The sequence below is a fragment of the Streptomyces hawaiiensis genome, assembly GCF_004803895.1.
In the GTDB taxonomy this organism is placed as follows: domain Bacteria; phylum Actinomycetota; class Actinomycetes; order Streptomycetales; family Streptomycetaceae; genus Streptomyces; species Streptomyces hawaiiensis.
In genome coordinates this window covers 7,744,060-7,762,461 of the sequence record NZ_CP021978.1, presented here as the reverse complement: position 1 = coordinate 7,762,461, position 18,402 = coordinate 7,744,060, and the positions used below count along the sequence as shown (strand labels likewise).

Here is an 18,402-nt window from a genome sequence, read left to right as displayed (position 1 = left end):
CGGCCGCCCAGGCCTGCGAGAAGTTCGCCCCCCTCGCCGTCGAAGACCGGCATGCAGGACGTGAGGATTCCGGCCCTGGCCCGGGGCCTGGCCCCCGCACCGCGGCCTCACCCCCTCACCCCCGGCCTCACCGTCATCGGCGACCACGACGCGCTGCGCCGGGCTGTCGGCGACCGGCTCTCCGACGCCGTACGGAGGGCCCGCCGGGGCCGAGTGGTGCGGCCTCCGTCGGCCGGCTGATCGCTCGCCCGATCGCTCACCCGAGCAACCAGCCTCCGTCCACCGGCAGTTCGACCGCGTTGACCGACCGGTTGCGCAGCAGGAAGTCCACCGCGTCCACCACGTCCGCCATCGCGGCGAGCCGCCCCGTGGGTGTCTCGGTACGCAGCGCGGCGAGCACCTTCTCCGGTTTGGCCTGCCAGTACGGGCTGTCGCCCACGACACCGGGATGCACGGCGTTGACCCGGACGGGGGCGAGCTCGACGGCGAGGGAGTTCATCAGGCCCCGCACCCCCGCGTTGACCGTCGCCACCGTCGTCGCGCCCGGGTAGGGACGTTCCTTGGCCTGGCCGCCGAACAGCACGATGGCGCTGTCCTCGTGCAGCCGGCCGCGCAGCGTGTGCACGACCTCGGTGTAGCCGACGAGCTTGAGGGTGACCAGGCGCAGGGCGGCGTCGATGTCGTACTCGGTCACCTTGTTGTCGTCCCGGGAGACGCCCGCGATCACCAGATGGTCGACACGCCCCATATCGGCCAGGGCCGCCGCGATCTCCAGCGGCCGGGCCAGGTCGAGGGCGAGTCCGCGGGCGCCGACCTCCTTCGCGACCGCTTCGGCCCGCTGGGTGTCGCGGCTGGTGAGAACGACGTCGTCTCCTTGCCCGGCCCGTGCTCGGGCGAACTCGAGCCCGATCCCGGACGTGCCGCCGACGACGAGCACACTGCTCATGACTTCTCCTCCAGTGCCGCGCGCAGGTAGTCCCAGTCCCGCGTGAACCGGTACGAATGCCGCGACGGCGGTTGTGGTGCCTGTGTCTCCAGCCAGCGCAGCGACCCAGGCCCGGCGTTGACGAAACCGTGCACACACCCGGCGCCCGCCCAGGCCAGATCGCCGGGCTCCAGCCGGTACCGCTCGCCGTCGAGGGTGGCTTCAGCCACACCCTCCAGGATCAGATACGTCTCCTCGAAGGGGTGGTCGTGGGTGCCGATGACCCCGTCGGACGCGTACCGCACCATGAACATCGTCGAGGCGACCGCGCCCAGATCGCCGTCGATCATCATCTTCACCGTGATCCCGCTGTAGACCAGCAGCGCGGTCCGCATGCTCGCCGTGGCGGCCAGCAGATCCTGCGACTGCTTGCCGGGATCCATCTGGGCGGGCTCGAAGTGGCCGAAGGAACGCGTACGCGGGTCGCGGACGTCCACCCGGGCCGGCTCACGCGCGGGCAGGTCCGGTACGGCCTGGGTGTCGTGTCCGTAGCGGGCGCGCGGCACCGGGGCCAGCATGTCCGCCCAGCGGCCGCCGGTGCCCCCGGCCCCGCGCCAGGCGTGCGGAACGCCGATCGGCAGCAGACCGTAGTCGCCCTCCTCCAGCAGGTACGAGCCATCCAGCAGGTCGAGGATCACGGCCCCGTCGAGGATGTGGAAGGTCTCCTCGTACGAGTGCACATGGGCGGGCACCCGGCCGTCCGGGAGCAGTTCGCACAGGCCGAAGCCGGTGTGGACGCTGCCGTCCTCCTCGCCGACCAGCGCCCGGCGCCGGTGACCGTGGCGGTCGTAGGCCGGCTCGGGCAGGCCGGCGGCGTGGTGCACCAGGTGATTCGTCATGCCGGTGCCTTCGCCCCCTTGGCCTCCTTCGCCGCGAGGAGCCGGTCGCGGGACTCGCCGACGAGCCGCAGGGCGCGTGCCGTGTCGCCGAGGAGCCTGCCGTCGCGCTTGCGGATCACGCCGTCGACGAGGACGGTGTCCACGTTGGAGACGTCGGCGCACAGCGTCACCGCGGCAGCCGCGTCGTGCACGGGGGCGACGTTCAGGGCGGTCGCGTCGATCGCGACGATGTCGGCGCGCTTTCCGGGGGTCAGGGAGCCGGTACGGTCCTCCAGCCCGGCGACGTGGGCGCCGTTGACCGTGGCGATCTCCAGCATCTGACGTGCGGTCAGCATGGTGTCGGGGACCGGCATGTTGGCCTGCCAGCAGTCGGCGTTGACGCGGGCGCGTTCGGCGCCGAAGGCCGCGCGGATCTGGGTGAACATGTCGCCGGGCACGGTGGTGACGACGTCGATGCTGAGCGACGGCCGCAGACCGTGCTCGATGGCCTGCATCACGGGCGGCCAGCCGTGCCCCATCTGGAGCTCCACCTGCGGCGCGATCGACACCGTGCCGCCGCTGTCGGCGACCATCCGCCACTCCTCCCCGCTGAGGTAGCAGCTGTGGACGTAGGTGGTGTCCGGGCCGAGCAGTCCCAGGCCGTGAAGCTGCTTGACCATGCCGAAGCGGCCGGCCAGCCGCCCCATGGCCACGTGCACGGTGATCGGGAGGCCCAGCTCACGCGCCATGGCCCACTCGGCGGTGACGACCTCGTCGAGGCAGAAGCCGGGGCCGCGGGTGGCGAGGCCCATGGTCAGCAGGCCGTCGTCGGAGGCGAAGTAGGTCGACCGGATCCGCCGTACGTCGTCCGCCGGGATCGCGATCCTGCTCTCGAACCAGTACTCCGCGAGCGAGGTGTTGGCGCTGCCGTACGCGTACCGCGCGCGGATGCCGGAATCGGCCAGGCCCTGGATCGCCGCGTCCGGGTGCTCGGGGGTGTTGTTGATGTGCGACCAGTCGACGAGCGTGGTGATGCCGGCGTTGACGCACTCCAGCGCGCCCGCGAGGTTGCCGGCGTACACGTCCTGCGGGGTGTACAGCGGCGCGAAGGTGTCGAGGATGTCGACGAAGTAGTCGTCGAGGGTGGCGTCGGGGGCGACGCCCCGGATGGGAGCCTCCCAGGTGTGGCGGTGGGTGTCGACGAAGCCGGGGATCACGAGGTGGCCGGTCATGTCGAGGATCTCGGCGTCGGCGCTGATCTCGGGCTCGACGGCCGCGATCCTGCCGTCCTCGACGAGGACGTCCCCCTGGGGCAGGTCTCCGATGTCCGGATCCATCGAGATCACGTGACCGGAGCGCAGCAGTGTCCTGGTGGTCATCGCGCTTCCTCCCATGGGGTGTGCGGTGGCGGGTGTGCGGCTCAGTACGCGGCGAGCCTGCGGACCTCCGTGACGACCTTGTCGACGGTGGGGATGACCTGTTCCTCCAGCACGTCGGCGAACGGCAGCGGGACGCACTCCCCCGCCACCCGCCGCACGGGCGCGTCCAGCAGGCCGAATCCCTCGTCGGCGACGATGGAGACGACGGTGGCGCCCCAGCCGCCCTGGTACGGGTTCTCCTCGACGGTGAGCAGCCGGGAGGTCTTGCGCAGCGAGTCGAGAACGGTCGCGGCGTCCAGCGGAACCAGGCAGCGCAGGTCGACCACCTCGGCGTCGATGCCCTCCCCGGCCAGTACGTCGGCGGCCCTCAGGGCCAGGGGAACCATGGAGGCGAGCGCGACGAGCGTGACGTCGCCGCCCTCCCGGACGACGGCGGCCCGGCCCAGCTCGACGAGGTGATCGGGCGGGGGCGGCGGGCCCTTGGTCGCGAGCAGCCCCTTGTGTTCGAAGAAGACCACCGGGTCGTCGCTGCGGATCGCCGCCGCCAGCATGCCGATGACGTCGGCCGGTGTCGCCGGTGCCGCGATCTTCAGGCCGGGGACGGTCAGGGTCCAGTTCTCGGTGGCCTGGGAGTGCTGCGCGCCGAAGCCGAGCCCGCCGCCGTTGGCGGTGCGTACGACGAGGGGCACGGTCACCTGGCCGCCGGTCATGTAGCGGACCTTGGGGATCTCGTTGGCGAGGTAATCCCAGCAGCAGGCCAGGAAGTCGGAGAACATGATCTCCACGACGGGCCGCATCCCGGTCATGGCGGCGCCCATCGCCGCGCCCACGATGGCCTGTTCGGAGATGGGCGTGTCCCACACCCGCTCGGGTCCGAACTCCTCGTGCAGCCCCGTGGTCGTCTTGAACACCCCGCCGGCCACGCCGATGTCCTCCCCGAGGCACACCACCGACGTGTCCCGGCGCATCTCGCGCGCGATGCCCTCGGCGACCGCGTCCCGGTAGGTGATCACGTCCGCCATGCGGCACCTCCGTCCGCCCACACGTCGGTCAGGGCCTCGCGCGGATCGGGCGGAGGCGCGGCCTTCGCCGCCTCCACGGCCCGCTCCACGACGGCCCGGGCCCGCTCGTCGGCCTCGGCGACCGTCTCCTCGCCCACCCCCCGTTCGGCCAGGCGCCCCCGTGCGAGGTCCAACGGGTCGTGCTTCAGCCACCGTTCGACCTCCTCGGCCGGGCGGTAGGTCGCCGGGTCGGCGCGGCTGTGCCCGAAGTGGCGGTAGGTCTCGGCCTCCAGCACGGCGGGCCCGTCTCCGGCCCGGGCCCGCCGCGCGAGCCGTCCCACCGCCTCCTCGACCGCCACGACGTCGTTGCCGTCGACGACCTCGCCGGGGATGCCGTGGGCGGGGGCCCGGTCGGCGGCGGGGCGGGGCACGGCCGTGACGTCGGCGATCGGCGTGTACTCCATGTACAGGTTGTTCTCGCACACGAACAGCACCGGCAGTTTCCACACGGCGGCCAGGTTGAGCGACTCGTGGAAGGCGCCGATGTTGGTCGCGCCGTCGCCGAAGAAGGCGACCGCGAGCTGCTCGGTGCCGCGCAGCCGGGCCGACCAGGCCGCGCCCACCGCCATCGGGAGATGGGAACCGACGATGGCGTACGAGCCGAGCATGCCGGTGGCGGCCTTGGTCAGGTGCATGGAGCCGCCCTTGGCCTTGCACAGCCCGGTCGCCCGGCTCATCAGCTCGGCGAGGCACTCCTCGGGGGTGGCGCCCCGGGCGAGGGCATGGTGGTGGCCCCTGTAGGTGGCGAACACATAGTCGTCCGGGCGCAGGGCGGCGCTCGCGCCCACGGCGATCGCCTCCTGCCCGGCGGCCAGATGCGTCGTGCCCTTGACCAGGCCTTGCAGGAACAGGTCGTGGGCGGCCTTCTCCGTCCGGCGGATGACGGCCATCCGCTCGTAGCAGGCGAGGAGTCCGGCGCCGTCCATCAGTCCGCCCCGTCGTCACGTGAGGTGTTGAGGTGGGACTGCGCCTCGCGCCGGGTGTTCAGCTCGCCGCCCACCGTCCAGTACTTGCGCCCGGCCACCAGCAGTTCCTCGGCGGGGAACTTGGTGATGACCTCGCAGCCGTCGGCGGTGACGACCAGTTCCTCCTCGATGCGGGCGGCGGACCAGCCGTCGGCGGCCGGCCAGTACGTCTCCAGGGCGAACACCATGCCCTCTTCGAGGACTTCGGGGTGGTCGAGGGAGACCAGACGGCTGAAGATCGGCTTCTCCCAGATCGACAGGCCGACGCCGTGGCCGTACTGGAGGGCGAAGGCGGCGGTCTCGTCGGCGAAGCCGAACTCCTCGGCGCGCGGCCAGACCCGCACGATGTCGGCGGTGGTCGCGCCCGGCCGGACCAGGGAGATCGCCTCGTCCATGTACTCCCGGCAGCGCACGTACGCGTCCCGCTGCGCACCGGAGGCGCTGCCCACGGCGAACGTGCGGTAGTAGCAGGTGCGGTAGCCGAGATGGCTGTGCAGGATGTCGAAGAAGGCCGGGTCGCCGGGGCGGATCAACCGGTCGCTGTAGACGTGGGGATGCGGTGAACAGCGTTCTCCCGAGATGGCGTTGACGCCTTCGACGTACTCGCTGCCGAGGTCGTACAGCACCTTGCTGACCAGGCCGACGCACTCGTTCTCGCGCACTCCCGGGCGCAGGTGGCCGTACAGCTCCTCGTAGGCGGCGTCGACCATGGCGCAGGCCTGGGTGAGCAGGGCGATCTCGTCGCCGGTCTTGATGCGGCGGGCCTCCAGGAAGACCTGCTGCCCGTCGGCGACGTCGATGCCCTCGGCGCGCAGCGCGGCGAGGACCGGCATCTCGGCGACGTCGATACCGAGGGGTTCACCGGCCAGGCCGTGCTCGCGCAGCTCGGTGGCGATCTTGGCGGCCACGTCCTCGGCGATCCCGGCGTCCGGGTGGAAGGCACCGCGCAGGGTGGAGATGCCGGCCCGCGCGCCGGTGGGCGGGCCGCCCTTGCCGTCGCTGTAGTCGAGCCACGGGTTGTACAGCTGGTGGTGGCGGGCGGCGGAGCCGAAGTCCCAGACGACCGGTTCGCCGTCGCGCACCAGCAGGGCGAAGCGGATCAGCTTGTCCATCGCCCAGGTGCCGATGTGGGTGGCCGTCATATAGCGGATGTTGGCGAAGTCGAAGCTGAGCACCGCGCCGAGCTCGGAGCGGTTCAGGGACTCGTGCAGCCGGGCCAGCCGCTGCCCGCGCAGCCGGTCCAGGTCGATGCGCTCTTCCCAGTCGACGGCGTTGGGTCCATATGTGCGGATCGCCATGGCGACCACCCCCACTTCGGAGTGAACGCCCGAGTGCGGTGGGTGTCAAGTGTCACTGAACATCGCCGGACACGAACCAGACGCCCACAGCCGGTACCTCTCCATCGTTGCGGTAACGGTGGGGTGTCGTCGACTCGAAGCAGACGGAGTCGCCCGGCCGCAGCGTGTACTCCTCGAAACCGAGGGTGAGGATCAGCTCGCCGGAGGTCAGATGGCCGTACTCGGTGCCGGGGTGCCGCATCAGCGCGCCGGAGCCGGAGGACGAGCCGCCGGGCCGGTACGTCACCAGCAGGAAGTCGGTCTCCGCGCCCGGCACCCGCCCGAGGCGCTCCCACACGACCCCCGAGTCCAGCTCCAGCGTCTCGCGCCCCTCCGCGCCGACCAGCGGCCCGATCCGCCGCCCCGGATCGGCGGCGAGGGCGGCGAGGGCGTGCGGCACGGTGGCGGGGGTCGCGCCGGGCGGGCTCGCGACGGCGCTCTCCCGGACGTCGAAGAGGGACTCGACGGAGATCCCCAGGGCTGTCGTGATCGCGTACAGCGTGCTGACCGACGGCTGGCTCTTGCCGGTCTCGATCTGCGACACGAGGCTCGCGGACATACCGATCTCCCGGGCCAGCGCGCGCAGGCTCGTACCGCGCTCCAGGCGCGCCTGCCGGATGCGCGCGCCGACGGGCGGCACGACGGCGGGTGACACGGGCGGCTCCTCTGCTCGGGCGGCTTGTGCAGTCTCATTGAACAGCGCGCGGGAGCCCTGACGCCAGGAGTCGTGCGGTCCCCCGCTCCCCCGGCGGCGCTCACCCGAACGGTCCGGTGCCGGTGGTGGGCCGTCGGCGGCGGTGGTGCGCTGTGGGCACGCGTCACGTTCCCAGGAGGCACCCCAGATGACCCGTCGTCGTCCGTCCCGGCCCGTCCGCGTTCTCTCCTGCGCCCTGGCGGCGGGCACGCTGCTCTCCACCGCCGCCTGCTCGGACGACGGCGGCACGGACGGCACGCGCGTCTCGGGCGTCACCGCCTCCCAGGTCGCCGGGGAGCGGCAGACCCCCTCCCCCACCGCCACGCTCTCCACGGACGGCGCACGGACCGCGCTGATCACCGAGGCGGACATCGAGGACGACTGGACACAGGTCAGGGACACGGAGGCCGACAACTGGCACGACAGCCTGCTCATCGGCACCGTGGACGTCTCCGACTTCCTCACCGCCAAGGCCCAGGCGTCCGACTGTCAGCGGCTCCTCGACTCGCTGTTCGACGACGATCTGCTGGGCAGGCCCTCGGGCGCTTCCGAACTGCGCGGCTTCGAGGAGGGCGACTCCCGCCTGCTGTACCAGGTCGCCTCCTACGACCGGACCGACCCGCAGGACTCCCTGAACTGGATGGGCACCCTGCCGGACAAGTGCGACCAGTTCACCGTGACCGACGGCAATGAGCAGCGGACCGTCCAGGTCATCGAGATCCCGCTGCCCAAGGCGGGCGACGCCCGCCGGGGTCTGCGCGTGGCGGTGCAGGGCTCGGCCGGCGGCGACGCCGCCACGCTGACCCTGGACGTCGCCGCCGTACGGGTCGGGGACGACGCGATCACCGTCACGGCGGGCGGGCTCGACGGAGACGAGAACGACTCGGCCGAGCAGGCGGTGCAGGAGGGCACCCAGCGCCTGAAGGACGTCCTGGCCGGGAAGTCGCCCGCCGCGAGCCCCAACTAGGCCGGCCCGCACGGCGAACAGCTCCTCCCACCCCCTGCCCCGCCCCAACCCCCGTGCCCGCTCCGCCGATTCCCGGGACAGCGTGATCACCGGAGCGGCACAATGGCGGCGATGACCGGTTTCGGTCGTTCGTGCGAGTGCGAGGAGAGGACGAGTCGTGAGCGATGGCCACACCCCTTCGGGAGGGTCGGCGAGGCTGAACACCGGTGTGGCGCACAACGCGCGCGTGTGGAACTACTGGATCGGCGGCAAGGACAACTACGAGGTCGACCAGCAGATCGGCGAGCACGTCGCCGGCATGTTCCCGGTCATCCGGGACATCGCCCGGGCGGACCGGGACTTCCTCGGCCGGGCCGTGTCGTTCCTCGCCGGTGAGCGCAAGGTGCGGCAGTTCCTCGACATCGGCACAGGGCTGCCGACGGCGGACAACACCCACGAGATCGCCCAGCGCCTCGCTCCCGACTCGCGCATCGTCTATGTCGACAACGACCCGATCGTGCTGGTGCACGCCCGTACCCTGCTGACCGGCACCCACGACGGCGTCACCGCCTACATCGACGCCGATGTGCACGACCCGGACGCCATCCTCGAACGGGCGGGGCACACCCTGGACTTCACGCAGCCCGTCGCCGTGATGATGCTGGGCATCCTCAACTTCGTCCTGGACGTCGACAAGGCCCGGGACATCGTGCGCCGTGTGATGGCCACGATGCCGTCCAGCAGCTTCCTGGTCCTCACCCACCCGACCTTCGACGACGAGCTCGGCGGCGCGGGCCAGGTCCCGGCCATGAAGTTCTGGAACGAGAACGCCACTCCCCCGATCACCGCCCGCAGCGGCGCGGACATCGCCGCGTTCTTCGAGGGGCTGGAGGTGCTGGAACCGGGCATGGTGTCGTGCGGACAGTGGCGTGCCGAGCCCGGGTCGGCCGTGCTGGTGCCGCAGTACGGCGCGGTGGCCGTGAAGCCCTGACGCGCGGCGCCGAGGCCGCCGCGCAGGACCGTGGAGGACCGTGGAGGACGTATGACCACCCTGGCCGATCCCGTGCCCGGCGGCCGTCCCGGCGATGTCGAGCGGGCCACCGCGCTGAGCGGCGAGCTCGCCGGCCGGGGCGTGCACGGTGTCGTGCTGGCCTACGTCGACACCGCGGGCATCGGCCGGGTGAAGACCGTCCCGACGGCCCGGCTCGCCTCCGCGGCGGCCTGGGGCGTCGGCATGTCGCCGGTGTTCGACACGTTCCTCGCGGACGACTCCATCGTCACCACCGACGCCCTCGGCTCCCCCGACGGCGATCTGCGCCTCTACCCGGACCTGGACCGGCTCGTCGTCCTGGCCGGGCAGCCCGGCTGGGCCTGGGCGCCGGTGGACCGTGTCACGCAGGACGGCGAACGGCATCCCGGCTGCACCCGCACGTTCCTGCGCCGGATCGTCACCGAGGCGGCCGAGCGGCACGGCCTCACCTTCAGAGCGGCCGTCGAGGTGGAGTGGACCGCGTCCCGGGGCGACGCCCCCGGCGACGCGTTCGTCCCGGCGACGGCCGGGCCGGCGTACGGGGCGACCCGGCAGGTCGAGCTGAGTGACTGCACCGCCGACCTGCTGGCGGCGTGCGCGGCCCAGGGCATCGACGTCGAGCAGGTCCATCCCGAGTACGCGGCCGGGCAGTTCGAGATCTCGGTGGGTGCCGTCGATCCGGTGGCGGCGGCCGACCGCAGCGTGCTGGTCCGGCAGACCGTCCGGGCGGTGGCCGGGCGGCACGGTCTGCGGGTCTCCTTCGCCCCGGCCGTCGTGGGCCAGGGCGTCGGCAACGGCGGGCACATCCACCTGTCCGCCTGGCGTGACGGGGCCAATCTGCACTCCGGGGGCGAGGGCCGGTACGGCATGACGGCCGAGGCGGAGTCGTTCACGGCCGGCATCCTCGCCCATCTGCCCGGTCTCACGGCCGTCACCGCCCCGAGTCCCGCCGGCTACCTGAGGCTCAGACCCTCCCAGTGGGCCGGGGTGTTCACCGCCTGGGGCCGGGAGACCCGGGAGACCGCGCTGCGGGTCATCACCGGCACCGCGGGCCTGCGCGACCAGGCGGCCAACCTGGAGATCAAGCCCGTCGACCTGGCCGCCAACCCCTACCTCGCCATCGGCTCCCTGATCGCCGCCGGGCTGGACGGCCTGACGAGGTCCGCCGCCCTGCCCGACGAGACCACCGGCGACCCGGCCCGCCTGGCCGAGGCCGAGGCGGCGGCCCGGGGCGTGCGGCGGCTTCCGGTCACGCTGGAGCGGGCCGTCGAGGAGTTCCGCGCGGACGAAGTCCTGCGGGCGGCCCTGGGCCCGGTTCTCGCCGACGCGGTGATCGCCGTACGCCGGGGAGAAGTGGCGTCCGTCGCCGGGCTGGACGACGGCCAGGTGGCAGCGGCGTACCGCTGGAAGTACTGACGTGAGCGCGGTGCGCGAGGCGCTGGACTCCGTGCGGCTGGTCGACCACCACTGCCACGGCACCGTCACGGCCGACCTCGGCCGGGAGGCCTTCGAGTCGCTCATCACGGAGGGCGAGGCGTGGCCGGGCGTCTCGCCGTTCGACAGCCCCGTGGGCGTGGCCGTACGCCGGCACTGCGCGCCCCTGCTCGGCCTGCCCCGGCACGCTCCCGCCGGGGAGTATCTCGCCCGCCGCTCGGACCTCGGATGGCGCGAGGTGCAGCGCCGCTTCCTGCGCGCCGCGGGCACGGACGTCTTCTGCGTCGACACCGGCTACGCCCCCGACCGCCTCACCACACCACGGGAGATCGCCGAGGCCGCCGGCGGGACCTCGTACGAGGTCGTACGGCTCGAGGGTGTCGCGGAGGCGGTGCGGGCCGCGGGGCTCGAACCGGACGCGTACGCGGACGCCTTCCGCACGGCCGCGCTGGACGCCGTGCGGCGGCCCGGCGTGGTGGCCGTGAAGTCGGTGGCGGCCTACCGCACCGGCTTCGGCCTGGATCCGGCCCGCCCCTCGGACGCGGCGGTCACCGAAGCGGCCCGGCGCTGGCTCGTCAGGGGCGGACGTCTCGACGACCCGGTCCTCGTACGGCACCTGCTGTGGACCGCCGTCGACCTCGGCCTGCCCCTCCAGCTGCACACCGGGTTCGGAGACAACGACATCCGGCTGCACCGCGTCGACCCCGCCCGCCTCACGGACTGGCTGCACCTCACCGCCGGGACGATTCCCGTCCTGCTCCTGCACTGCTGGCCCTACCAGCGGCAGGCGGCCTACCTGGCGGCGGTCTTCGAGCGGGTGTACCTCGACGTCGGCCTCACCCTTCACTACGTCGGCCCCGCCCGGGCCGGTGCGGTCCTCGCGGAGGCCCTGGAGATCACACCGTTCCGCAAACTGCTGTACAGCTCCGACGCCTACGGTGTGCCCGAGTTCCACCACCTCGGGGCGCTGGCGTTCCGGCACGGACTGGCGGGGCTGCTCCAGGAGCGGGTGGACGCCGACGAGCTGGCCCTGCCGGACGCGCTGCGGATCGCGCGGTGGGCCGGGCGGGACAATGCCCTGCGGGTCTACCGGTTGCAGGCCGACGGGCCGCAGGACGATTGAACAGGCGTGTGGCCGGTCACAGTTCTCATGGAGCGGCTACCCAGGAAGTCCGAACGGCTGAAAGTATGATCAAGCAATGTCTGACATGACCGAAACCACGCCCGGCTGGCTGTCCTCCGACGAACTGGAGATGACACGCGCTCGCATGCCGATCCTGTACGTCGAGGCCGTCCCGGTCCGCGTCGACGACAGCGGCGAAGTCACCAGTGTCGGCGTGCTGCTGCGCATGGGCCCCGAGGGTACGGTCAGCCGGACGCTGGTCTCCGGCCGCGTGCTGCACCACGAACGCGTCCGCGATGCCCTCCTGCGCCACCTGGAGAAGGACCTCGGCCCCGTCGCGCTGCCCCGCGTCCCCACGTCGCTCCAGCCGTTCACGGTCGCGGAGTACTTCCCGACCCAGGGCATCACGCCGTTCCACGACCCCCGCCAGCACGCGGTGTCCCTCGCCTACATCGTGCCCGTGACGGGCGACTGCCGGCCCCGGCAGGACGCGCTCGACCTGGTGTGGTTCAGCCCGCAGGAGGCCGTCTCGGAGGCGGTGCAGAGCGAGATGCCGGGCGGGCACGGGGTGCTGCTGAAGCAGGCGCTGGCGCATGCCGGCTGCGTGATCTGACCCGCCCGGGCAGGTCAGGAAAGGACCTCTGCCGATGCAGCTTCCCGACATGCCGTTGCACGACCCGTTCGTCGTCGCCGACGACAGGACCCGCACCTACCACCTGTACACGTCCAACGTCCCCTCCGTGTCGGGCGTGGACGGCACCGGCACGATGGTCTACCGCAGCCGCGACCTGCGCGACTGGGCGCCGCCCGTGGTGGTCTTCCGGACCGCCGGGCAGGAGGGCATCTGGGCCACGGACGGGGCGTGGGCGCCGGAGGTGCACGCGTGGGGCGGCAGGTACTACCTGTTCACGACGCTGCACAACGCGGACCGGCCGCTTCCGGCCCTGCCGCCGCCGAACCAGTGGGCTGTGCCCTTTCGGACCCCGACCCACATGCGCGGCACGGTCACGGCGGTCTCCGACTCCCTGCTCGGCCCCTTCACGGTGCTCGACCCGTCCCGGCCCGTCCCGCCCGAGCACCTGATGACCCTGGACGGCACGCTGTACGTCGACCCGTCCGGGCAGCCGTGGATGGTGTACGCGCACGAGTGGCTGCAGACCATCGACGGAACGATGGAGGCGGTCCGCCTGACCCCCGACCTGTCCAGGACAACCGGCGATCCGGTGTTCCTCTTCAAGGCCTCGGACGCGCCGTGGACCGCCGAGCAGATCCCCGCCGGCGTTCCGCACCAGCTCCCGCCGTACATCACCGACGGCCCCCAGCTGTACCGCACCCCCGACGGATCCCTGCTCATGCTGTGGTCGACGTACGAGAAGAACGTGGCCGGTCAGGACGGCACGGTCAGCGGCGGCTATGTGCAGACCTACGCCGTGTCCGGATCAGGGAACCTCGAGGGACCATGGGAGCAGCGCCGTCCGCTGGTCCGCGACGACAGCGGCCACGGCATGCTCTTCCACACCTTCGACGGCCGGCTGATGATGATCCTCCACCGGCCCTTCGAGAACGCCCGCGGCAAGCTGTACGAGATGCGGCTCGACGGCCACGAGCTGGAGATCGTGCGCCGACGCGAGGACCTGGACGGCGGCGGCTGACCCCGCCCGGCGACTCCCCCGAACACGATCAGCGGGTCTGCCGATATCGGCAGACCCGCTGATCGATTCTGTCGGGCCGACAGCATCCCCCCAGGCGAAGACGTCCGGCTCGGGACGCTCGCTCTTCTACCGGCCCGGGGGAAGTGGCGGCCCGACCCGTCCTCCGTGCTCAGCCGACGCCACGGGGGGTGGCTTGCCTGGCCACGTTGGCCGCCGTTCCGATCGTGGCGGCGATCCAGATACGGACGGGACGCTCGATGGCCGCCACGGACACGGAGCGCCACGAACGCGACCACGAGGCCACCGGGCAGGTCATCGAGTACCTTCAGGCCCAGCCGGTGCTGCGCGCCGGCGGCCGGACCGCCGCACGCTTCCGGCTTCTCGACGACTCGTTGCGAGAAGTCCAGCGCGCCTCCCGCCGAACCGCCCTGTCGGCGCTGCCCGGCGTGGTGGGTCTGGCACTGGCGGTGCAGACGATGTTCACCGTCGTGCTGGCCCTGGGCGCCTACCTCGTACTCGGCGGGAACATCGGTGCGGCGGAGCTCCTGGCCATCCTGGTGCTGGCCTCCCGCTGCGCGGATCCGCTGCTGTCGCTGTCGGACATCGGCGGCCAACTCCGTGGAGCGCGTCACCAGTTGGCGCGGCTCGACACGGTACTGCGCACCGAGCCGCTGCCGGAACCAGCCGACCCGGTCCAACCGGTACGCCATGACCTGGAGTTCGAGTCCGTCGCCTTCCGGCAGGGCGACCGCACGGTGATCGACAACGCGTCGTTGTCCGTGCCGGAGGGACAGTGGCTTGCCGTTGTCGGACCGTCGGGCGCGGGCAAAAGCACACTGCTGCACTTGATCGCGCGGTTCTACGACGTGAACGCGGGCGCTTGCGCGTGGGAGGGGTGGACGTGCGCGCTGTGAACACGGAGGTGTTGATGGCGCGGATCGCCATCGTCTTCCAGAACGTCCATCTCTTCGACGGCACGATCGAGGAGAACGTACGCCTCGGCCGTCCCGACGCCGACGAAGCCGAGGTGCGGGCGGCAGCGACCGCGGCGCGGCTGGACGAGGTGATCGAGCGGCTGCCCGGCGGGTGGGCGGCGAATGTCGGCGAGGGCGGCGCGCTGCTGTCGGGCGGTGAACGCCAGCGTGTCTCGATCGCGCGAGCCCTGTTGAAGAACGCGCCCATCGTGCTGCTGGACGAGGTGGCCTCCGCACTGGACCCGGTGAACGAGGCGGCCGTCCCACGAGGGCATCGAACGCCTGATGGCCGGCCGGACGGTGGTGATCGTCGCGCACCGGATGCGGACCGTCCAACGCGCCGATCACGTCGTCTTTCTGGACGGCGGCCGGATCATGGAGCAGGGCACCCACGACGAGCTGCTGTACCGCGGCGGCCGCTACGCCGATTTCTGGAACGCGGGCGCTGATGTGGGATCACCTCGCCGGCCAGATGCGAAGGGCAGCGACGTGGAGCATGGCAAGGGGGACGGCTCGGTCGCGTCGGAGCTGGTCCCCGATCGATCCCCAGAAACAATCAAGAGGTCGTGTCGGATTCCTCCGATACGACCTCTGACCTGCGACTCTTACGAGTCGGGACGACAGGATTTGAACCTGCGACCCCTTGACCCCCAGTCAAGTGCGCTACCAAGCTGCGCCACGTCCCGTTGCCCGTCTGACCTGGGGATTTCCCCGGCCGAACACGCAGGGAAACAATACCGCACTCGCGCCGGTGATCGCGCACCCCTTTCCGGGACGCCACCGCTTGACCTCAAGGTTGGTTGAGGTTGCACGCTCGTCGTCATGACCAACGCGACGTACACGTACACGTATGCCGACCTGCCGGGGCTGATGGGCCTGATGACCGGCGACGAGAAGCACGGCCCGGCCGCGACGTCCACGCTGGACGTGCTGTGGGTGCTCTACGACCGGGTGCTGCGGGTGAGCCCGGAGGGCAGGACCGACCCGGGGCGGGACCGGTTCCTACTGTCGAAGGGACACGGGCCGATGGCGTACTACGCCGTGCTGGCCGCCAAGGGCTTCGTGCCGGTGGAGTGGCTGCCGGGCTTCGGCTCCTACGACTCCCCGCTCGGCCACCACCCCGACCGGACGCTCGTACCGGGGGCCGAGATCGGCAGCGGATCGCTGGGACACGGGCTGCCGATCGCCGTCGGTACGGCGCTGGGGCTGCGCGCCCAGGGGCTCGACGAGCCGCGGGTGTGGGCGCTGGTCGGGGACGCCGAGCTGGACGAGGGCAGCAACCACGAGGCGATCGCCTTCGCCGGGCCCGCGGGACTCGAGCGGCTGCACACCGTCGTCGTCGACAACTCCTCCGCGACATACGCGCGGCCCGGCGGGATCGCCGCCCGCTTCGAGGCGGCGGGCTGGTCCGTGCTGACCGTCGACGGCCGTGACCACGACGCCCTGTACGCCGCCTTCACCGCGCCGCACCCGGGCCGCCCGCACGTGGTCGTGGCCCGGGTCGAGCCGAAGTCCGCCTGACCTCCCGCACCGGAAGGAACCTCATCTCCATGGACACCATGCGTGACCGTTTCGCCCCTGTCGCCTCCCGGCTGCTCGACGAGGACCCCCGGGTCGCCGTGGTCCTCGCCGCGATCGGCACGGACGGCTTCGCCGGGGCCGCCCGCCGCCATCCCGGCCGGGTCGTCGACGTCGGCATCCGCGAGCAGCTCCTGGTCGGGGCGGCGGCGGGGCTGGCCCTGACCGGGCTGCGGCCCGTCGTACACACCTTCGCCAGCTTCCTCGTCGAGCGGCCCTTCGAGCAGATCAAGCTGGACCTCGGGCATCAGGACGCGGGCGCGGTGCTGGTGAGCGCCGCCGCCTCCTTCGACTGGCCGGCCGGAGGCTACACCCACATGTCGCCGGGCGATGTGGCGCTGCTCGACACCCTGGACGGCTGGACCGTCCATGTGCCCGGGCACCCGGACGAGGCCGAGACGCTGCTGCGGCACGCGGTCGCCGCGGGTGACGACAAGGTGTACGTCCGGCTGTCCCTGCAGTCCAACCAGCGGGCGCTGTCGGTCGACGGGGAGCGCTTCCGCACGGTCCGCGAGGGGCGCTCCGGTGTGGTGGTCGCCGTCGGACCGATGCTCGACGCCGTGCTCGCCGCCACCGAGGGGCTGGACGTCACCGTCCTGTACGCCACCACCGTCCGCCCCTTCGACGCGGCCGCCCTGCGCCGGGCCACCGAGGCGGCCGGGACGGACGTCGTCCTCGCCGAGCCCTACCTGGCGGGGACGTCGACGGCCGCCGCGAACGACGCGCTGTCGGATGTGCCGCACCGGGTCCTCGGGCTGGGCGTGGGCCGTCGCGAACTGCGCCGCTACGGGCAGTTGGAGGAGCATGTCGCCGCCCACGCTCTCGACGCCCGGTCACTGCGGGAGCGCATCGGGAGCTTCGTCGGGGCGGCGGTCCGAGTGTGAGACCGGCAGGACGTCACTGCGCGGGGCGGCCGAGCGGGGGATGGGCCTCCAGCAGCCGGGGCGGGGCCGCCTGACGCCAGGAGTCGGCGAGGATGTCCCGCAGCTCGGCCTCGTCCTCGATGGCGTCGAGCCGGGCCCGCACCCAGGCGAACTGGGACTCGTGGTCGGCGATCCAGAACTTTCCCGGCTCGGCGAGCACCAGTTCGTCGCGCTCCTCCTTGGGGCAGCGGACGGCGATGGAGGTCTCGTCCTCCGGCAGCGTGGCGAACATCTTTCCCGCGACCCGGAACGTGGGCATGCTCCAGGCGATCTTCTCCGTCGTGTCCGGCAGGGACAGGGCGATCCGTCGTACGTCTTCGGCATCCTGCATGGCAGGCACCGTATCGGCTCGCACTGACAATCACCTGGTGAGAGCGGTTGCCGGTACGCGCTTGTAGTAGATCGTCGTCGGCCGCAGCACTCCGCCGGGGTCGGCCGCGTAGTCGGGGATCGCACCGATCGCGGTCCAGCCGGCGGACCGGTACAGACGCTCGGCGGGGCCGGCGGTCTCGGTGTCCAGGTGCAGGAGGGTGACACCGGCCGCCGCGGCCGCTTCCTCCGCCGTGGCCAGGAGCCCGCGGCCGAGGCCGCGCCCACGGGCGTCCGGGTGCACCATCAGCTTCACGAGCTCGGCACGGTGACTGCTGTTGGCCTTGTCGGGGAAGGCCAGGCTCACGGTGCCGAGCACCCGGTCCCCGTCGTGCGCCGCCCATACGGCGAGCCGGCCCGCGGCCACGTCGGCGGCCCGCCCCTCCCACCAGGCCAGAGCCTCCGCATGACGGAGCGGGGCGAGGAAGCCGACCGAGGCGCCCCCGTTCACGGTGGCTGCCAGCAGATCCGCCAACTGGGATGCGCGGGCGAGCAGCAGGGTGCCGTCCAGGCGGATCACGGCCGCACCACCGCCAGCAGATAACGGACGCCCTCGGGGGCCGTGCACCGGAACCGGGTCGGGCCCCACACTCGCAGCCGCAGGCAGTCGCCGGTGCCGAGGTGGTGTTCGGTGTCCTGTGCGGTCACCTCCAGCGCACCCTCCAGGATCCAGATGTGCTGCTCCAGTCCGGTCACGGGCGGACGGTCGTAGGCGATGTCGGCGCCGGGCGAGAGACGGGCCTCGACGAGTTCGCCGCGCAGGGCGGCATGCGGGGGTGACACGGAGCGTCGTACGAAGCCGGAGGCCCGGTCCTGCCACACGGGCTGGCCGGTGGAGCGGACGACGGCCTCCGGTTCGGCCTCGACCTCGCTGAGCAGCTGGGACATGGTGCGCCCGTAGACGGCGCACAGGCGGTTCAGCAGTGCGGCCGTGGGACTGATCTCCGCCCGTTCGGCCCGGGACAGGGTCGACCGGCTCACCCCGCTGCGGTCCGCCAACTCGCCCAGGGACCAGCCGTGTTCGGCCCGCAGCTCGGCCAGGCGTGCGCCCAGCCGGGCGTCGACGGGGTCCACCTCGTTGCTTCTCATATCCGGGATGCTATCCCGGATATGAGACATGCGGGTTACGGGCCG

Annotated in this window: 19 protein-coding genes, 1 tRNA gene and 1 pseudogene; 10 read left to right on the top strand and 11 right to left on the bottom strand. The window is 72.1% G+C overall.

Annotated elements, in window-relative coordinates:
* Positions 1-51: 51 nt before the first annotated feature.
* Positions 52-240 carry a hypothetical protein gene (locus CEB94_RS35430; RefSeq protein WP_175436031.1) on the top strand — a complete coding sequence of 63 codons (189 nt, stop codon included), beginning with the start codon at positions 52-54 and terminating at the stop codon, positions 238-240.
* Between the two features lie 16 nt (positions 241-256).
* Here CEB94_RS35430 and CEB94_RS35425 read toward each other — a convergent pair whose 3' ends face one another.
* From CEB94_RS35425 to CEB94_RS35395, 7 genes are read right to left on the bottom strand one after another with little or no spacing between them, the layout of a single operon-like run.
* Positions 257-946, bottom strand: a complete 690-nt coding sequence (locus tag CEB94_RS35425; protein WP_175436030.1) for an SDR family oxidoreductase — start codon at positions 944-946, stop codon at positions 257-259.
* Positions 943-1,824, bottom strand: coding sequence for a cupin domain-containing protein (locus CEB94_RS35420; RefSeq protein WP_175436029.1), 882 nt, complete (start codon positions 1,822-1,824; stop codon positions 943-945). Before CEB94_RS35420 ends, CEB94_RS35425 begins: the two co-directional genes overlap by 4 nt.
* The gene (locus tag CEB94_RS35415) at positions 1,821-3,182 is read right to left on the bottom strand and encodes an amidohydrolase family protein (RefSeq protein WP_175436028.1); all 1,362 of its coding nucleotides are present in this window, start codon (positions 3,180-3,182) and stop codon (positions 1,821-1,823) included. The genes CEB94_RS35420 and CEB94_RS35415 overlap by 4 nt, the downstream gene beginning before the upstream one ends.
* A gap of 41 nt (positions 3,183-3,223) precedes the next feature.
* Positions 3,224-4,204 (bottom strand): alpha-ketoacid dehydrogenase subunit beta, encoded by a 981-nt coding sequence (locus tag CEB94_RS35410; protein ID WP_175436027.1) that lies wholly within the window; start codon positions 4,202-4,204, stop codon positions 3,224-3,226.
* Positions 4,192-5,169, bottom strand: coding sequence for a thiamine pyrophosphate-dependent dehydrogenase E1 component subunit alpha (locus CEB94_RS35405; protein WP_175436026.1), 978 nt, complete (start codon positions 5,167-5,169; stop codon positions 4,192-4,194). The genes CEB94_RS35410 and CEB94_RS35405 overlap by 13 nt, the downstream gene beginning before the upstream one ends.
* Complete coding sequence (locus CEB94_RS35400; RefSeq protein WP_175436025.1) at positions 5,169-6,506, bottom strand: M24 family metallopeptidase; 1,338 nt, start codon at positions 6,504-6,506, stop codon at positions 5,169-5,171. Before CEB94_RS35400 ends, CEB94_RS35405 begins: the two co-directional genes overlap by 1 nt.
* A gap of 52 nt (positions 6,507-6,558) precedes the next feature.
* A complete protein-coding gene (locus CEB94_RS35395; protein WP_175436024.1) occupies positions 6,559-7,200 on the bottom strand; it encodes a helix-turn-helix domain-containing protein in 642 nt (213 codons plus the stop codon).
* A 187-nt stretch (positions 7,201-7,387) separates the two neighbouring features.
* On the opposite strand from CEB94_RS35395, the gene CEB94_RS35390 reads away from it, so the two are divergent.
* The 7 genes and pseudogenes from CEB94_RS35390 to CEB94_RS42345 all read left to right on the top strand — a co-directional run bounded on the left by CEB94_RS35390 (position 7,388) and on the right by CEB94_RS42345 (position 14,847).
* A complete protein-coding gene (locus tag CEB94_RS35390) occupies positions 7,388-8,206 on the top strand; it encodes a hypothetical protein (RefSeq protein ID WP_175436023.1) in 819 nt (272 codons plus the stop codon).
* Between the two features lie 157 nt (positions 8,207-8,363).
* On the top strand, positions 8,364-9,176 hold the full coding sequence (locus tag CEB94_RS35385; protein ID WP_175436022.1) for an SAM-dependent methyltransferase: 813 nt from the start codon (positions 8,364-8,366) through the stop codon (positions 9,174-9,176).
* Between the two features lie 51 nt (positions 9,177-9,227).
* Positions 9,228-10,631 (top strand): type I glutamate--ammonia ligase, encoded by a 1,404-nt coding sequence (locus CEB94_RS35380; RefSeq protein WP_175436021.1) that lies wholly within the window; start codon positions 9,228-9,230, stop codon positions 10,629-10,631.
* Position 10,632: 1 nt separating this feature from the next.
* Complete coding sequence (locus CEB94_RS35375; protein WP_175436020.1) at positions 10,633-11,772, top strand: amidohydrolase family protein; 1,140 nt, start codon at positions 10,633-10,635, stop codon at positions 11,770-11,772.
* Positions 11,773-11,857: 85 nt separating this feature from the next.
* The gene (locus CEB94_RS35370) at positions 11,858-12,385 is read left to right on the top strand and encodes an NUDIX hydrolase family protein (protein WP_175437304.1); all 528 of its coding nucleotides are present in this window, start codon (positions 11,858-11,860) and stop codon (positions 12,383-12,385) included.
* A 34-nt stretch (positions 12,386-12,419) separates the two neighbouring features.
* Positions 12,420-13,424 carry a glycoside hydrolase family 43 protein gene (locus CEB94_RS35365; RefSeq protein ID WP_175436019.1) on the top strand — a complete coding sequence of 335 codons (1,005 nt, stop codon included), beginning with the start codon at positions 12,420-12,422 and terminating at the stop codon, positions 13,422-13,424.
* Positions 13,425-13,567: 143 nt separating this feature from the next.
* Positions 13,568-14,847: pseudogene (locus CEB94_RS42345) on the top strand (ABC transporter ATP-binding protein).
* Between the two features lie 163 nt (positions 14,848-15,010).
* Here the strand turns inward: CEB94_RS42345 and CEB94_RS35355 are convergent.
* A tRNA-Pro gene (locus tag CEB94_RS35355) sits at positions 15,011-15,084 on the bottom strand.
* 136 nt (positions 15,085-15,220) lie between these two features.
* On the opposite strand from CEB94_RS35355, the gene CEB94_RS35350 reads away from it, so the two are divergent.
* Both CEB94_RS35350 and CEB94_RS35345 read left to right on the top strand, forming a co-directional pair.
* Positions 15,221-15,919: a thiamine pyrophosphate-dependent enzyme gene (locus tag CEB94_RS35350; RefSeq protein ID WP_175436018.1), complete on the top strand. Its 699-nt coding sequence runs from the start codon at positions 15,221-15,223 to the stop codon at positions 15,917-15,919.
* Positions 15,920-15,948: 29 nt separating this feature from the next.
* A complete protein-coding gene (locus CEB94_RS35345; protein ID WP_175436017.1) occupies positions 15,949-16,860 on the top strand; it encodes a transketolase family protein in 912 nt (303 codons plus the stop codon).
* Between the two features lie 13 nt (positions 16,861-16,873).
* On the opposite strand, the gene CEB94_RS35340 is transcribed toward CEB94_RS35345, so the two are convergent.
* The 3 genes from CEB94_RS35340 to CEB94_RS35330 are packed head-to-tail and all read right to left on the bottom strand — an operon-like array spanning position 16,874 to position 18,357.
* On the bottom strand, positions 16,874-17,230 hold the full coding sequence (locus CEB94_RS35340) for an MmcQ/YjbR family DNA-binding protein (RefSeq protein WP_175436016.1): 357 nt from the start codon (positions 17,228-17,230) through the stop codon (positions 16,874-16,876).
* A gap of 30 nt (positions 17,231-17,260) precedes the next feature.
* Positions 17,261-17,788 carry a GNAT family N-acetyltransferase gene (locus tag CEB94_RS35335; RefSeq protein WP_175436015.1) on the bottom strand — a complete coding sequence of 176 codons (528 nt, stop codon included), beginning with the start codon at positions 17,786-17,788 and terminating at the stop codon, positions 17,261-17,263.
* On the bottom strand, positions 17,785-18,357 hold the full coding sequence (locus CEB94_RS35330; protein ID WP_175436014.1) for a helix-turn-helix domain-containing protein: 573 nt from the start codon (positions 18,355-18,357) through the stop codon (positions 17,785-17,787). The genes CEB94_RS35335 and CEB94_RS35330 overlap by 4 nt, the downstream gene beginning before the upstream one ends.
* Between the last annotated feature and the right edge of the window lie 45 nt (positions 18,358-18,402).

Bases quoted from the DNA above. Each gene is read 5' to 3' on its own strand.
- CEB94_RS35425 (WP_175436030.1), bottom strand. From the start codon at position 946: ATGAGCAGTGTGCTCGTCGTCGGCGGCACGTCCGGGATCGGGCTCGAG.
- CEB94_RS35390 (WP_175436023.1), top strand. From the start codon at position 7,388: ATGACCCGTCGTCGTCCGTCCCGGCCCGTCCGCGTTCTCTCCTGCGCC.
- CEB94_RS35340 (WP_175436016.1), bottom strand. From the start codon at position 17,230: ATGCAGGATGCCGAAGACGTACGACGGATCGCCCTGTCCCTGCCGGAC.
- CEB94_RS35420 (WP_175436029.1), bottom strand. From the start codon at position 1,824: ATGACGAATCACCTGGTGCACCACGCCGCCGGCCTGCCCGAGCCGGCC.
- CEB94_RS35350 (WP_175436018.1), top strand. From the start codon at position 15,221: ATGACCAACGCGACGTACACGTACACGTATGCCGACCTGCCGGGGCTG.
- CEB94_RS35400 (WP_175436025.1), bottom strand. From the start codon at position 6,506: ATGGCGATCCGCACATATGGACCCAACGCCGTCGACTGGGAAGAGCGC.
- CEB94_RS35430 (WP_175436031.1), top strand. From the start codon at position 52: ATGCAGGACGTGAGGATTCCGGCCCTGGCCCGGGGCCTGGCCCCCGCA.
- CEB94_RS35345 (WP_175436017.1), top strand. From the start codon at position 15,949: ATGGACACCATGCGTGACCGTTTCGCCCCTGTCGCCTCCCGGCTGCTC.
- CEB94_RS35365 (WP_175436019.1), top strand. From the start codon at position 12,420: ATGCAGCTTCCCGACATGCCGTTGCACGACCCGTTCGTCGTCGCCGAC.
- CEB94_RS35370 (WP_175437304.1), top strand. From the start codon at position 11,858: ATGACCGAAACCACGCCCGGCTGGCTGTCCTCCGACGAACTGGAGATG.
- CEB94_RS35415 (WP_175436028.1), bottom strand. From the start codon at position 3,182: ATGACCACCAGGACACTGCTGCGCTCCGGTCACGTGATCTCGATGGAT.
- CEB94_RS35410 (WP_175436027.1), bottom strand. From the start codon at position 4,204: ATGGCGGACGTGATCACCTACCGGGACGCGGTCGCCGAGGGCATCGCG.
- CEB94_RS35405 (WP_175436026.1), bottom strand. From the start codon at position 5,169: ATGGACGGCGCCGGACTCCTCGCCTGCTACGAGCGGATGGCCGTCATC.
- CEB94_RS35380 (WP_175436021.1), top strand. From the start codon at position 9,228: ATGACCACCCTGGCCGATCCCGTGCCCGGCGGCCGTCCCGGCGATGTC.
- CEB94_RS35330 (WP_175436014.1), bottom strand. From the start codon at position 18,357: ATGAGAAGCAACGAGGTGGACCCCGTCGACGCCCGGCTGGGCGCACGC.